Origin of the sequence: Lysinibacillus sphaericus OT4b.31 (assembly GCF_000392615.1) — a bacterium.
Taxonomy (GTDB): Bacteria; Bacillota; Bacilli; order Bacillales_A; family Planococcaceae; genus Lysinibacillus; species Lysinibacillus sphaericus_B.
Genome location: NZ_KB933398.1, coordinates 2,313,882 through 2,329,257 on the forward strand (window position 1 = coordinate 2,313,882; position 15,376 = coordinate 2,329,257).

At 39.2% G+C, this 15,376-nt stretch carries 15 protein-coding genes; 5 read left to right on the forward strand and 10 right to left on the reverse strand.

Annotated features, from left to right (window positions below):
- Positions 1-2: 2 nt before the first annotated feature.
- The 3 genes from H131_RS10520 to H131_RS10535 form a co-directional block, all read right to left on the reverse strand.
- On the reverse strand, positions 3-1,334 hold the full coding sequence (locus tag H131_RS10520; RefSeq protein WP_010859114.1) for a hypothetical protein: 1,332 nt from the start codon (positions 1,332-1,334) through the stop codon (positions 3-5).
- The gene (locus tag H131_RS10525; protein ID WP_010859115.1) at positions 1,327-1,824 is read right to left on the reverse strand and encodes a sigma-70 family RNA polymerase sigma factor; all 498 of its coding nucleotides are present in this window, start codon (positions 1,822-1,824) and stop codon (positions 1,327-1,329) included. The genes H131_RS10520 and H131_RS10525 overlap by 8 nt, the downstream gene beginning before the upstream one ends.
- A gap of 692 nt (positions 1,825-2,516) precedes the next feature.
- A complete protein-coding gene (locus tag H131_RS10535) occupies positions 2,517-2,906 on the reverse strand; it encodes an RDD family protein (RefSeq protein ID WP_010859117.1) in 390 nt (129 codons plus the stop codon).
- Between the two features lie 186 nt (positions 2,907-3,092).
- Here H131_RS10535 and H131_RS10540 point away from each other — a divergent pair, with 186 nt between their 5' ends.
- The gene (locus H131_RS10540) at positions 3,093-3,398 is read left to right on the forward strand and encodes a Dabb family protein (protein WP_010859118.1); all 306 of its coding nucleotides are present in this window, start codon (positions 3,093-3,095) and stop codon (positions 3,396-3,398) included.
- Positions 3,399-3,475: 77 nt separating this feature from the next.
- On the opposite strand, the gene H131_RS10545 is transcribed toward H131_RS10540, so the two are convergent.
- The 5 genes from H131_RS10545 to H131_RS10565 form a co-directional block, all read right to left on the reverse strand.
- The gene (locus H131_RS10545; protein WP_010859119.1) at positions 3,476-4,438 is read right to left on the reverse strand and encodes a carbohydrate kinase family protein; all 963 of its coding nucleotides are present in this window, start codon (positions 4,436-4,438) and stop codon (positions 3,476-3,478) included.
- An 11-nt stretch (positions 4,439-4,449) separates the two neighbouring features.
- Positions 4,450-5,328, reverse strand: coding sequence for a DMT family transporter (locus tag H131_RS10550; protein ID WP_010859120.1), 879 nt, complete (start codon positions 5,326-5,328; stop codon positions 4,450-4,452).
- A 367-nt stretch (positions 5,329-5,695) separates the two neighbouring features.
- A complete protein-coding gene (locus H131_RS10555) occupies positions 5,696-6,946 on the reverse strand; it encodes a glutamate-5-semialdehyde dehydrogenase (RefSeq protein ID WP_010859121.1) in 1,251 nt (416 codons plus the stop codon).
- A 12-nt stretch (positions 6,947-6,958) separates the two neighbouring features.
- Positions 6,959-8,053, reverse strand: a complete 1,095-nt coding sequence (gene proB, locus H131_RS10560) for a glutamate 5-kinase (protein WP_010859122.1) — start codon at positions 8,051-8,053, stop codon at positions 6,959-6,961.
- Positions 8,054-8,420: 367 nt separating this feature from the next.
- On the reverse strand, positions 8,421-8,804 hold the full coding sequence (locus tag H131_RS10565) for a hypothetical protein (RefSeq protein WP_010859123.1): 384 nt from the start codon (positions 8,802-8,804) through the stop codon (positions 8,421-8,423).
- A 345-nt stretch (positions 8,805-9,149) separates the two neighbouring features.
- Here H131_RS10565 and H131_RS10570 point away from each other — a divergent pair, with 345 nt between their 5' ends.
- Positions 9,150-9,773 carry a LysE family translocator gene (locus H131_RS10570; protein ID WP_010859124.1) on the forward strand — a complete coding sequence of 208 codons (624 nt, stop codon included), beginning with the start codon at positions 9,150-9,152 and terminating at the stop codon, positions 9,771-9,773.
- 15 nt (positions 9,774-9,788) lie between these two features.
- On the forward strand, positions 9,789-10,586 hold the full coding sequence (locus tag H131_RS10575; protein WP_010859125.1) for a DUF1835 domain-containing protein: 798 nt from the start codon (positions 9,789-9,791) through the stop codon (positions 10,584-10,586).
- Between the two features lie 117 nt (positions 10,587-10,703).
- Here the strand turns inward: H131_RS10575 and H131_RS10580 are convergent, their stop codons facing one another.
- Positions 10,704-11,630: a LysR family transcriptional regulator gene (locus H131_RS10580; RefSeq protein WP_010859126.1), complete on the reverse strand. Its 927-nt coding sequence runs from the start codon at positions 11,628-11,630 to the stop codon at positions 10,704-10,706.
- Between the two features lie 302 nt (positions 11,631-11,932).
- Here H131_RS10580 and H131_RS10585 point away from each other — a divergent pair, with 302 nt between their 5' ends.
- Positions 11,933-12,685, forward strand: coding sequence for an alpha/beta hydrolase (locus tag H131_RS10585; protein WP_010859127.1), 753 nt, complete (start codon positions 11,933-11,935; stop codon positions 12,683-12,685).
- Between the two features lie 420 nt (positions 12,686-13,105).
- On the forward strand, positions 13,106-14,458 hold the full coding sequence (brnQ, locus tag H131_RS10590; protein WP_010859128.1) for a branched-chain amino acid transport system II carrier protein: 1,353 nt from the start codon (positions 13,106-13,108) through the stop codon (positions 14,456-14,458).
- Positions 14,459-14,608: 150 nt separating this feature from the next.
- Here the strand turns inward: brnQ and H131_RS10595 are convergent, their stop codons facing one another.
- On the reverse strand, positions 14,609-15,367 hold the full coding sequence (locus tag H131_RS10595) for an SDR family oxidoreductase (RefSeq protein ID WP_010859129.1): 759 nt from the start codon (positions 15,365-15,367) through the stop codon (positions 14,609-14,611).
- Positions 15,368-15,376: the final 9 nt, after the last annotated feature.

Sequence of the window (15,376 nt, forward strand, 5' to 3'; positions counted from 1 at the left end):
CGTCATTTAGTTGTAGGTTGCCAAATGCCTTGATCATTTTTGATCATTCTTATTAACATCCAAACATCCCCGTACGTTGGGGTAAATTTAATAGTTCCTTCGATTTCACTACTTTGTTCAAATTGAGCACCCTCAATACCGTTATAGTTGTATGCACTTACTAGCCTTTGAATTTTCTTTGTAGAATAATAGCCCCTGATTTTTTGTTTGTCCTGTATATACTTTACTATTTCCGATTGCGTAGGTCGTTCATTCGTGGGTTTGAACGCAAATTTTGTTTCGTAATCTCCTTCAGATTCTGCTAGCACATACATTTTTGCAATGGTTAACGGTTTAGTCCCTTTAAGTACAGACAAATCATAATTTTCTTTAAAAGCATCATAAAGTGATTGTTCATCAGTTGTTAACGTAAAGGTTGGCTCAAGATTTTTCAGTCCTATGACTTTCCCAGCAATCTGGGCATCATTAATGACCGATACTGTCTGACCGACCTCATTCTTATAAACGGCATACTCATCTTCGTGTAATGGGTCAAGGTCTACATCAATATATCTCATTTTTGTTTTATGGTAATTTGCCAGGTCCCTAAAATAAAACTTAAAAATGTTCTCTTGTTCGGCATCCTCGAATACGATGGGAGCCACTGCGCCTGGCAGAGCTAGAAAGTTACCATTTAACGTCACTTGTCCATGTGATGTTTGTATTTTATCTCCCGCAACTCCGAATACAGGAGCAACAATAATATCTTTCTTATGATAGTAGGCAATATAATCTCCTATTTTTATTTCTGTATCGGGTTCAATCACCATTGGAATACTGCTCAATCCAAATTGCTTTCCCATTAAATATCCGATAGTAGGTTGGATAACTAATTGCCCATTTGGCTCGATAATGGGTAGCACCGTTTCATTTTGTTGTAGTAAATCAAAAAGCTCATTGTGGTCTGTGGGCAAAGTTTCCACCGTTTTTGACGCTGTTACTCCGTTCGGCTGGTCTGTGGGCAAGGTTTCCACCGTTTTTGACGCTGTTACTCCGTTCGGCTGGTCTGTGGGCAAGGTTTCCACCATTTTTGACGCTGTCACTCCATTCGGCTGGTCTGTGGGCAAGATTTCCACTGTTTTTGACGCCGTCGCTCCGTTTGGCGTAACTTGCAACATTACGACGAAACCTAAAATTAGCACAAAGGCCAGTGAAATAACGGATACTTGCCAATTAAATTTTTTCGCAGGTGCTGTTTTTGGTTGTTTATTTATGACAATGCGTTGCTTCATGTCCACAGTAAAGGGTGCGTCAGTACGAAGCTCCTGTTTTAGTTGCTCTTTAAAATTATTCATGGATAAATACCTCCGCCTGTGTTGATAATTTTGATTTTAGTAAGTCCTTTCCTCTACGTAATCGTGTGCGCACTGTATTTTGAGAAATACCTAGCAAATCGGCAATTTCCCATGCTTCAAAGTCCTCATAATAAAACAATATAATGACTTCTCGGTAGTGGATTGGTAGCCTCATTACTTCATGCTTTAATGTTTGAAATTGTTGTTGCTTCATTACTTCTTGCTCTGCAGATTTTTCGTTTGTCCAAAACGGTGTTAAAAATTGCAGGACATTTTTTCGCTTCATTTTCCGTAATTCATCATGGCATCGATTAATTAATATTCTCGTTAAAAATGTTTTCAGTGCGGCCTCACCACGAAACGTGTCCTTCTTTGTAGCATACGTAAAAAACACATCCTGTGTAATTTCCTCTGCTAGTTGCTTGTCCTTCACATATAAATAGCTGAGATGGAATAGGTATTCTCCATATTCCTCTACAAGCTGTTCCATAGTATCATCACCTTACTGGTCTTTTAATAATTTAGACGTAAAAAATTACGAATATTGTTCAAAAAATAAAAAATTAGCATTTACTAACTGTTAGAGCGCGACGACTCAGGCTAAACCGCCTTGCCTTTGTGCAGCGTGACCGCTATATTTTATGCACAATCAACAATGCGCGGCGCAAATAACGCTACTATTTGTATAGAAGAGTGTACCAATTGTAGAAGATTATTTATTGCAAAGACCAAAATTAGTTAAATATTAGAGTAATTTATTGTAAAATAAGGATTATTTAGTGTGATTAATGTTGGTGTATATAGAGGGGACCTGGCTTGGAGGAGGGGGATGTAGTGAATAATCAGCAAGAGGTGCTAAAAGACAGAAGATGTACCCAAATTAATAGATGGTCATTTGTCTCGTCCATAATTTGTCTGCTATTGTATGTTATTTTTCGATGGCAATCTATTGTTTTATGTATAACTATAGGAACATTCTTCTTTGGTTTAATTGGTTTTTCAGGGGTTAGGGATTGGAAAGGGATGTTACGGAGTATAACGACGGTAATTATTACTTTAGCATTATCAATTTTTCTAACTTTCATTTTATTGTTCGGAAAACTATTACATCTGGTATAGCTGCATTCAAACATTGTATTTTTAGGAAAGGAGGCTGCCTTAAAAAGACAACACCCTTGGGTTTTATAATTCTTTTACGATAGTTTCAGAAAAACGATCGTGTGGAAGGATTTCTCCTTGTTGTTTTTCAAATGCTTTAGGATTTTTCAAATAATCGAAAGTACTGACTGTATCTCGGTAAGCCATGCGCTTAAGAATTTGATTGGACGTTGGTTTTGAACCGTCTTCATGTTCAAGGGCTAGTCCCATCTTCTTGTAACCAATTGTCTGTCCATTTTGGCGCAGTTGTGCATATTCAAGAGCCCACATCACTACTGTTGGTGTAACCAAGGCATGAACCGCTTCATTTTTCACCTTTTTTCGCAGGAAATATTCAACACCAGCTGTCACCGCGGTAGAAATGGCCATATCTATCAAAAATGCCTTCGTCCGTTTTTTTGTAATCGATTTCACATCAATTCCTCCTCATATTTCATGTGTCTATAGTAATACGGATAACAATGCAAGAAGTTCCAACATATCGACAAAACTGAAAAATCTATGATAGCACAAAATAAGTAGTTGAGTGATGATAGTTGCTATGGTACTTTAATATAAAGTACGGAATATTAAAACAATTCGTTAGGGAGGATGATGTAAATGATAAGACATATTGTCATGTGGAATCATAAGGATGATTTTAATCATGAAGAGAAGGTGATAAATGCGCAAAAGGTGAAAAATGAATTGGAGAGCCTGCCCCAAATGATTGATGGCATTATCTCTTTAAATGTCATTATAAATCCATTATCAACGAGTAATCGAGAAATCATTTTAAATAGCCTATTCGAAAGTGAAGATCACTTGCAACAATACCAAGTCCATCCTGAACATGTTCGCGTAAGTCAATTTGTAGGTTCGGTCGTGAAAGACAGAGTTTGTATTGACTTCGAGGTAGATGAGTAACTACATGCCTGAAAATACATATTTTCTTTGAAAACGTAACTCCATTTTGAACAGTCAAAATGGAGTTTTGCATTTATTTAAAAAGTGAATGGCAGTTCCTGTTTTGTAGGATAGGACGCGATGGCACCCTGTTTTTTTGTTGATGTTCCAGCATAGCGATTGGCGAATGTGACAAGAGGGGAGGCGAATTGCTCACAAAAGGCTCCAAGCGTCGCTACTGTTATGTTATTCTCCAGCAAGATTGTTAAAACTGCGCCAATAAAGGCATCCCCCGCACCAGTTGTATCAATGGCTTGCACATATTCAGCCGGTACCTTGATATGTTGCTGTTTCGTATAAAGGGTAGCGCCGTCTGCACCATGCGTAACGAGAATGACTTGTACCTTTCCTTGAAATAATCCAAGTACCGCTTGCTGTTCATCTTCTAGATGTGTTAAGAACAATAGCTCTTCGTCAGAGAGTTTAATGATATGGGCCTTCGGTAAAAACGCACCGATCGTTTTCCGACAGGCTCCTGCATCGTGCCAAAGAGGAAGGCGTATGTTTGCATCAAAAGACACGAGACAACCTGTCAGATGTGCTTGCTCAATCAATGCTACATGTGTTTGCTTCATCGGACTTTCCACTAAATTGACCGAGCAAAAATGAAGAATATCGAGCGCGCTCAGCAAATTAGTAGGCAATTGCTCTTGGCGATACAGCAAATCTGCTGCGTTTCGGCGATAAAATAAAAAGTCACGTTCCCCATCGTCTGTCAAAGAAACAAAGGCAAGACTTGTGTCACCTTCAGTCGTTTGCGTAATATACGTTGTCTCCACACCTGCTTGTTTCAAGGTTTCGATTAAAAAGTCGCCAAATGCATCCTGTCCTACTTGAGAGAGCAGGGCAGCCTGTTGTCCAAACTTTGCACAAACAGCTGCAACATTCGCTGGGGCGCCACCTGCATGTTTAGTAAAATGTTCGACTGACGCAAGCAACCCACTTTGCCCAGTGGGTGTAAAATCGATTAATAACTCACCAATGGTATAAAGCTTACTCATGGAAAACCTCCTCACTCACGACTAGTAACTCTAGGCTTTGGTATATAAACAGTGTAAATAATACCACCAAAAACTAGCAAAATGCCAACCGTTTGTAGCAGGCTCGGCATGAAATCAAGGAATAGCATATCTAGTAAAATAGCGACAACAGGATCTACAAATACTAATACCGAAACCAAAATCGTCGATAGACTACGAATACTATCAAAAAATAAATAATAGACAAAACCTGTATGAATAAAGCCAGTGCCTAATATATAAAGCCAGTTCGTTGTTGTTAAACTTTCAAATAATGTAAAATCCACAAATGGCAGCAGAATAACAATACCAACAGTCGTTTGTATATATGTCAATGCATAAGAGCTGAGATTTTTAATTGTTCTGCTTGTGAGCATGGTAAACGCATAAAACAACGCAGACAGTAACGCCCAAACAAAACCGGACTGCATAAACTCAGACAGCGATATAAAATTATTCAAGCCAATAATGAAAATACTGCCGATAAAACATGTTAACGTTGCGAGAAGTGCCCGTACAGTCATCTTTTCTTTTAAAAACAATGCCCCGAAAATTAACACAAAAATCGGCGCTATATTATAGATAGAAATGGCAATAGAAATGGACATCTCTTCAAATGCCTTAAATAAAAATACCCAGTTTAAGACGATAAAGACACCACATATAAGCGTGCGCAATACCTCTTTTTTCTCCCATTTCTCTGTTTTATGGCCACCGGTTGCGAGCCACAACCCTCCAATAAAGAGGGTAGCGCAAATACAGCGGATAAAGACAAGTTCCAGTGCAGGAACCCCCGTATGTATAGTGAAAAAACCTATGGAGCCAAAAATCGCCATAGATACGGTCAGTTTGATGATTGCAGAAACGTTCATATTCAACCTTCTTTCTAAAAAAAGTAATAATTCTTACTATTGATTTTACATGTGTACCATACATTTGACTTGGGCAAATGATTATTCGGGTAAGGCGCTCGGGTATGCCGTGTTATCGCTCAGGTAGAGTCGTTTATCGCTCGGGTATACCGCGCAACAGCTCAGGTAAAGCCACTTACCGCTCAGGTAGAGTCGTTTATCGCTCAGGTATGCCGCGGCAACAGCTCAGGTAAAGTCACTCAACGCTCGAAGTGACCGGCGTTATCTACACACAAGTGCCTCCGACTAAAGAAAGAGAGAAAGCCGACAGCGTATGCCATCTGCCGGCTTCACATAAAATTAGGGTTCTATCTATTATTTAAGAATATTATTCTCTAATTTGTCCGTCGCCATGAACGAAATATTTTGTAGAGGTTAACGCAGGTAACCCCATTGGCCCACGGGCGTGTAATTTTTGTGTACTGATGCCGATTTCAGCCCCGTAGCCGAATTCAAAGCCGTCTGTGAAGCGGGTAGAGGCATTATGATACACAGCTGCCGCGTCCACACTATGTAAAAATGTATCAGCTACTAATGGATCTTCCGTTACGATGGCTTCAGAGTGATTCGTTCCGTATTGATTTATATGCTCGATCGCCTCATAAACGTTTTCAACGACTTTAACGCTTATTTTTAAATCCAAATATTCAGTTGCATAATCTTCTTCTGTCGCTGGCTGCGCGAAATCAACGGCTCCACAAACGGTTTCATCGCCAATAATCGTTACCCCTGCATGATGAATGGCATTTAGTAACTGTGCACCGTGCTCACTAAACCAATCGGGATGAATCAGTAAACTTTCAGTGGCATTGCAAACAGAAGGGCGTTGTGTTTTCGCATTGATACAAATTCTTTCTGTTTTTATGTAATCGGCAGTGTGATCCACATAAATATGGCAATTGCCAGCACCTGTTTCGAGTACCGGTACAGTGGCCTCATTTACGACTAAATCAATAAGTGCCTTTCCGCCACGAGGGATTAGCACATCTAAGTATTGTTTTAAATGGAACAATTCCTTGACGGTTCCACGATTCGTATCCTCGATTAATTGCACTGCATCGACTGGTATGGACGTTTTTTCAAGGGCGCGATGAATACTTGCGACAAGTGCCACATTGGAAAATTTAGCAGAAGAGCTACCACGTAAAATAACTGCATTACCAGTTTTCAGTGATAATGTTGCGGCATCGATGGTTACATTTGGACGTGCCTCATAAATCATCCCGATTACACCAAGTGGCACCATGCGTTTTTCAATCACAAGACCATTCTCTTTGTTAATACGCTCAAGAAGTTTACCAACTGGATCATCTAATTTTACCAATAAATCAATGGCACTTGCCATCGCTTCGATACGTTCTTTGTTCAGCATAATGCGGTCTAGTGTAGAAATGGGCATTCCTTTTTCTTTACCAATGGCTAAGTCCTTTGCATTTTCAGCGATTAAAACATCCTGGTCAAGCACCAATTGCTCAGCAATTTTTGTCAGCGCCTCATTTTTTTCACTCGTTGTTTTAATATTTAAAATATAGCTCGCAGCTTTGGCCAGCTTTCCTTTTTGTTGTACTTCACTTGTCATCAAAATTCCTCCCTAATTGCTTTGTATTTTGAGCCATTTATCTCGGTGAATCACTTCGATTGGGTATTTCGTTAACTCATCCGTACGTTTTCCCATGGCATGTGCTAGCTCAAGGGATGAATACAATACCTCGCCACGTCCAAGTAAGCCATTCTCACTGTACACTTCAACTACGTCTCCATGTTCGAAATCACCTTCGACACGAAATACACCTGCCGGTAACAAGCTTTTGCCGTTAGCTAACAGTGCTTGTTCGGCACCGCTATCTATAAAAATTTTACCAGAAACTTCCGTAAGTGCAATCCACTGTTTATTATTCGTTAAGACAGCAAGTGCCTCATGCTCCACATACGTACCATCTCCACGGCCATCCACGATATCGACAAGTTTACTGGCACCATGACCCGTACCTATAAACACCTTGACGCCTGCATTTAAGGCAGCTCGAGCGGCCAATAATTTAGATTCCATGCCACCAGTACCGACTTTAGAACCCGCACCGTCTGCAAAACCAAGCATTTCATCTGTCACCTCTGTCAAACGATCAATGCGCTTGGCATGTGGGTTTTTATTTGGATTGGCATTATATAAACCATTAATATCAGTCAAGATTATGAGTTGGTCTGCATGGACAAGTCCACTAACTAAAGCGGAGAGCATATCATTATCACCGAACGTTAATTCACTAACAGACACCGTATCATTTTCATTAATGATAGGGAGTATGGAGCGCTCTAATAGTTCCTCAAAAGTTGCATAGGCATTTTTATAGCGTTCCTTTTTGGAAAAATCAGTACGTGTCAATAAAATTTGAGCAGGTACGATATCATAAATGCTAAATAAAGCATGATAGGTTTGAATAAGAAGGCTTTGGCCTACAGCGGCAGCAGCCTGTTTGCCCTTTACCGTTACAGGACGAGAGGGGTAGCCAAGCTGTTTAAAGCCCGCCGCCACTGCACCAGATGACACAAGCAATACTTCATGACCGCATTTTTTTAACTCGGCAATTGCTTGGACATGATCCATTAAGCGCACCTTATCAATTTCGCCTTTTGCATTAGTTAAGGAGCTACTGCCAATTTTTACGACGATTCTCTTTCTTTCCATCTCAATTCCTCCCGTTCGCCATTTACTGAATAACATAAAAAAACCCCTTCCGTCCTAGAAATTAGGACGAAAAGGTTTGCTTTCCGTGGTACCACCTACATTGAATGCCCATAGACATTCCTCTTTTCTCATAACGCTTGAGACTGCGCCTAGTTTGGCTAGGACGTTTTACGAAGGAGGTTCTTTAGTCTTTCTTGTACAATGTCTTGCAGCCAATGGACATCGTTCTCTTGCCAAGCAGTGTCTAGTTACTAGTCTTCGCACGCTTTTTTATAGTAATTGAATAAAGAATGCACTACTTCTGGGTGTCTGTCAAGTTGAAAAGAGAAGTTAATAGAAAGTTGCGAAAAAACAAGGAAGTTTGAGACTATTTATACCACCAAATTGCGATGATCAAGGGAAGCATTGCCAACATCATCACAAAGAAGCTCCAAAGAATTTGCTTGCCCGTCGTCATATTTTTTGGCTTAATGCTTAGTTTTTCGTATAATTGGTTGATTGCACGTTGTTCTTTTGCATATAACATGGATTGAAAGTCGTCGTAATCCTGGATATAGGTAGATGGGGGTCTTGGGCTAAAACGCAATTTTCGAATGTCCTCGGTAATTTCTTTATCGCCCATCCAATAAGACATAACAGGCGCTAATCCAGAATTTTGAATGGCCTGAACGTCGATATCATGCGTCCTCATTTTATAACAAACGTCACCATGCTCGTTTTCAAATTCTATCACAATATCACTCACTGCCACTGTCGATCACCTCTTTCTAAAATACAATGGAAATAAATATATATATCATTAGTATCTATTATAATGGATTGAACGAGAAAAGTATTGCGCAAACGAGCATAATGGACTGTGTGAAGCTAATAATCTCATGTCAAGGTGTCGTATGATCAGTACTACAATCTCACTGAACAAGAACGCCGCTGTCGACGGTGCGCTATGATACACAATAAAACTGCTAAATAGGGCGAAAAATTCTGGATAAAGTCATAAACTTACCTCTTAAGGTGACAAGTTCATGTAGTATAATGAGAATTAAACCATTCTAATAATGGTTCTTTCTAAAAGAAATGGAGAGAAGGGGAAATTTTGGAGTTTTCAACGTTATTTGCATTTTTAGGAGCGGCAATCATCCTAACTTTAATGCCTGGACCAGATAATTTATTTGTCCTTGCGCAAAGTATTGCACAAGATAAAAAAGCAGGATTTGCGACTTCTCTGGGCTTATGTACAGGTTTACTTGTTCACATTAGCGCGGCAGTTCTCGGTATTTCGGCCATTATTTATCAATCGACGGTGATTTTTTCTATCGTAAAATTTGCAGGTGCAGCGTATTTATTGTATTTAGCGTGGCAGTCATTCCGTGCGAAGGGTGACCCGTTTACTCTAGAGCAACAAAATGCCCAAGCCTATGTGACATTATATAGAAAAGGGATTTTGATGAATATTTTAAACCCTAAAGTATCTTTATTTTTTTTAGCACTATTGCCCCAGTTTGTAAATCCAACGCAAGGTCATGTGGCTTTACAAATGCTTATTTTGGGTATTGTATTTTTAGTACAAGCGTTTTTATTATTTTCGTTATTTAGTATTTTTGCAGGAAAAGTACGAAAAATCATTATCGGTAAACCAGCCATTGCAAAACGTTTGAACGTTGTACAAGGTGTACTATTCACCTTTATCGGGATACAAATTGCACTGAGCAAACAATAAAAGGAGGAAATTTTCATGGCAATCTTACATATTACCTTTAGCTTATCTACACAAGGTTCAATTAAACATGCAATCCGTCAAAATCATTTACAACGAGATGAGTCGGTGATTTGTGTCAATGAAATTTTCTCGATTGGACCATTAACGACAATAGAAGAGCGCCAAAAATGGTTAGCAAGCTTTATTTTAAAAGATGAAGAAGAACGTGAATTGTATGATGACATACAAAAAGCGTGGGCAAAAAAAATTGCGGGTCTGCCTTGTGATGTGGATGTATGGATTTGGTATAGTCAAAACGCCCATGAAGAAATCGGTCTTCGCTATGTGATGAGTGAATTTGTCAATAAATGCAGTATGGTTTATGGGGTGGACGTAACAGAAGGTTTAACGCGAATACAGCCGAACAGGTCGATACGTGACACAGGACAGCTCCCTTCACATTGGTTAATGAAACTCCGCCCAGATGCCAAACGTTTTTCCGTTGAAGCGTGTCAGCGACTTGCAAAAGAATGGCATGAGCTCAAGCACAATCCAAGTACATTGCGAACTTGGGAAAATGGCATTGTCCATGTAGCAGAAGATGCATATGATTCTATCATAATAAAAGCTGCAAAAGATATTCGTACTAATCAAGGAGAAGAATGGCTTTCAGCAATGCCTATCATTAACGAAACCTTAGGTGAAATAAATGATTACATTAGTGATGCGTTTATAGAAAACCGAATTTTAAAACTGGCCAAACAAGGACTTTTTGCAATTGACGGTGACTCGACAGATATGTATTCCTACCAAATTAAATACATAGGAAAATAATAAAAAGCGGTAAGGTGCTATTGAGCATCTTACCGCTTTTTTTGCATTATCTAAGATTTCACGCCGCACCTCAAAATTGCTTCGTTCGCTTAGGACAAAGTAGCGGAACGTATACTGTCACTTCGAATCATTCGGCGCTTGTTTTGTGCGAACAGACGCGGATGTATCTTTGTCATAAAAATCGAATACAAATTGTTGGAATTGTCGGGCAGAAGGGGAGATATAACGATTGTCAATCCAAGCCATCCCAATGATCCGTTCACACACCATATCTTCAACATGAATTTTTACAACTTTGTTCGGATTTAAGTCTTCATCATCAGGCAACAATGAAACACCAAGACCAGCGCCTACAAAACCAGCTACGGTAGATACTTCATCGCCTTCATAAGTAATTTTCGGTTTGATGCCGGCCGCATTTAATAATCGATCAGCAGTACGGCGCAGTGCATAGCCCTTTTTTAAGAGTACAAATGTTTCATGCTCAAGTTCCTTCATTTTAATGCTTTTACGATTGGCAAGGTGATGGTCAATGGGCACCATTATATACAGCTCATCACGCCACAGCTCCTTCCAGCAAACTGGCGGTTCGGTGTCAATCGCTGCAAGTAAGCACAGGTCTAACTCGCCTGCCAGTAATTGCTTTAACTGCGAGTGTGAATAGTTTTGCGTAAAGTGAAAGCGTATATGTGGATGCTTTTGGCGAAAAGCACGGATCAAATCAGGTACGATACTTGTTCCGAGTGTATGTAAAAAGCCGAGCGACACATCCCCGAGTTCAGGATTATTGAGCTCCTGTAATTCCAATACGGCCTTTTCATATTCCTTACGCATGCGTTGAACACGATACAAGAATAATTCACCATAGCGATTTAGCATGATGGAACGTCCTTGCCGGTCAAATAAGGGGACGCCTAATTCTTCCTCGAGCTTAGAGATGGAACGACTTAGCGCAGGCTGAGAAATGGCTAATACATCGGCAGCTCGTGTCATATGCTCCAATTTTGCTACTGTTGCAAAATATTCTAATTGTTGCCACTCCATTTTTTTCACCTCCATCTATAGTATTACTGTGAGTTAACTGCATTATAACGGTAAAAGATTAGGAAGTATAGGTAACGTCAAAAAAAATTAGAAGGTGTTACCAAGTAAATTTCCATTAAATAAATTTGATCACTTTTTAAACAGGTGCAAGTGGTTGTTTTACAAGGATTCAACCTCACATCATTCATGCATGAAACACATTGAAACGATAAAAACTATAAATTGTACATTATGAATAAAGGGTGTTAAGATAGACACAGAAATTACACAAATACAAATTTCCGTGAAGGGGATATTATAAAATGAAGTTATCGAAGCCAGAACCTCTAACTATTGAGGGGGGCAAAAAAGCCGTACTATTACTGCATGGATTCACTGGTAGCACAAAAGATGTGAAAAAGCTAGGAGAATTTTTATCCAAACGTGGTTATACCGTTCATGCACCAATTTATAGTGGGCACGGGGTAGAACCTGAAGCGCTACTTGAAACAAAACCAGAAGACTGGTGGAACGATGTTGTGGAAGGCTACAACTTCTTAAAAAATAATGGTTATGAAGAAATTGCAGTTGTAGGGATTTCACTTGGTGGCGTATTCTCGTTAAAGGTAGCAGAGAAGTTTCCAGTAAAAGCATGTGTTGCTATGTGTGCACCAATTACGCGCGATAACTCAAAAGGCTTATTTACACGTTTATACCATTACGCTCGTTTATATAAACATTTTGAAAACAAATCAAAAGATCAAATCATTTCAGAATTACATGAACTACGTATTACGCCAAAAGATTCATTAGATGGTGTAACACGTTTAACAACTGAAACTCGTGAAGAATTACAAACTATTAAAGCACCAACATTAGTATTACAAGGTTCATTGGATGACGAACTATATCAAGAAAGCGCGCCATTCATTCTGAACACAGTTGAAACAGATGATAAAGAAATCATTTGGTATGAAAATTCAGGCCATATCATTACATTAGATAAAGAACGTGACAAAGTGTATGAAGACGTATACAACTTCTTAGATCATATCGAGTGGTCTGTCGCAAACTAAAATAAATCAGTAGATGGATTATGAAAGATTTCATAATCCATCTTTTTTGTTTGTAATGGTTCTTGAAGAGAAGACATGAAAACCATATTTTTGTAACCGCTTTTATTTTATCGATATATTATTTTGTTATTCTATTTTTGGTGTTAATGGATAGTTATAGCATAATTGGGAGCCATAAGATGGTTGCAGGTGTATCTTGTACAATTGCTTACAACAAGGCAATCACTTCATTATTTTGCCTGATTTTTCCGATATTTTACTAATTGATTCGTTTACACGTTCATATTTGAACAATTAGCAATAATCTAAGAAAAAACTATTGTTTTTATAATAAATGCCTGATACCATTGTGGAATTGTAGTGAAGAATCGTTCTAAATTAATCATTTGCTATAGTCAACACATCTAAGGGAGCACAGTTATGCAAAATAAAATACCTTTTTCTACTTATGCAGTCATCGGCACCATGCTTTTTGGGCTGTTTTTCGGAGCGGGGAATCTCATTTTTCCAATCCAACTTGGGCAATTAGCGGGGACAAACTTTTGGTTTGCGCTTATAGGCTTTCTAGTAACAGCTATCGGTTTACCGTTTTTAGGTATTTTAGCGATCGGTTTATCGGGTAGTAACGGCCTACGTGATTTAGCGAGTCGTATCCATCCGTTATTTGGCGTTATTTTTTCATTGGCGCTATATTTAACAATTGGTCCGTTTTTTGCCATTCCACGTACAGCAACAGTACCATTTGTTGTAGGCTTTGAACCATTTATACAACCAGAGCATACATTACTCTTTCTTGGGTTATTTAGCTTTGTGTTTTTTGCAATTGTCTACTATTTCTCATTAAACCCTGCGAAAATTATGGATTACATCGGAAAGTATTTAACGCCCGCGTTTTTGATCTTCTTATTTATGTTAATCATTACAAGTATTCTTTCTCCAATGGGTCATTTCAAACAGCCAATGGGTGAGTATATCGACTCAGCATTTATGACTGGCTTTAAAGAGGGCTATAACACGATGGATGCGCTGGCGTCTTTGGCGTTTGGGATTGTCGTGATCAATGCCATTAAAAGCTCAGGCATTACAGAGCCCAAAGAAATTGCCAAGGCAACTTGGAAATCCGGCATTTTTGCGATGTCATTAATGATGCTCATTTATGGGTTAATTACGTACATGGGTGCATCGAGTATTGCAGCAATCGGCACGTTTGATAATGGAGGTTTAATATTTGCAGCGGTTGCTAAACATTATTTCGGTTCATTCGGGGCGATATTGTTAGCAATTATTATCGTTCTTGCGTGTTTAAAAACCAGTATTGGACTCATCACTTCTTGTAGCGAGTTTTTCCATGAGGTATTTCCGAAAGTCAGCTACAAATGGTTTGTCTTCATTTTATGCCTCGTATCATTTACAATCGCGAACTTTGGTTTAACGAATATTATTAAATTTGCAATTCCAGTACTAATGTTCTTATATCCGCTTGCAATCGTTCTAATCTTACTTGCATTAAGCGGTTCGTTATTCAAAAATAAGCAGTCGGTTTATGCAACGGCCATGTTCTTTACCATTTTCATTAGTGTAATTGATGGCTACAGAGCATTAGTGGATAGTGTTCCTGCAGCGAAATTTGGTTTATTTGAGGCTGTAGCACAGTTGTACACTGATTTTTTACCATTTTATGATATTGGTTTAGGATGGATTTTACCGGCGCTAATCGGTGCCCTAATCGGGGCTGTATTGCCTAAAAAAAACAAGTTAATACCTCAATCTTAAGGTTGTAGTATTTTGTTAGTTCGTTTTATCGATAACTTTTCTTGATTTATCACCGAACTTTTTCGTTTTATCGATAACTTTTGACGATTTATCCTTAAGTATGAAAAAATGCACGCACTAGGCTGATCCCAGTACGTGCATTTTTATTAACTAGTAAGCAGTCCAACCACCATCAACAGCAATCACTTGTCCGTTCACAAAGCTCGCTTCATCTGAACCTAAGAAAATAGCAAGCTGTGCAATCTCTTCTGGCTGTCCAGCACGTGGATTGATGCCTAACCCAAGCGATTGGCGAGCCGCACCGACTTCACTAATATTTGTCATCGTTGTTGCGATGTTTGTGATAACTGCCCCTGGTGCGATGCCGTTACAACGAATGTTTTTATCTGCATACATAAAGGCTGTGTTTTTTGTTAGACCTACAACGGCATGTTTGGAAGCTGTGTAGGCAGCTCCTGCGCGGGCACCATAAAGTCCGCCAGCTGAAATGTTATTGACAAAGACACCATGACCTTGTGCTAGGAAAATATCTGTTGCTAAACGCATGGAACGCATAACCGCTGTTGTGTTTACCGCAAACACTTTGTCCCAACGCTCATCAGAAATTTCACCTACAGGCTCCATCCCATCCATAATGCCGGCATTATTTACTAAAATATCTAATTGACCATAAGTATTTTTTGTTTCATCAAATAAGCGTTGTAGGTCTTCTGTTGAAGCAACGTTAGTTTGGATAGCAATAGCTGTGCCGCCAGCTGTATGAATACCATCAACAACTACCTGAGCACCGGCCAAATTCAAGTCTGACACAACGACTTTTGCGCCTTCTTTTGCATAACCTTCTGCGATTGCTTTTCCCATACCTGAAGCTGCACCTGTTACGATTGCTACTTTACCTTCTAATCTCATAGTTAAAGA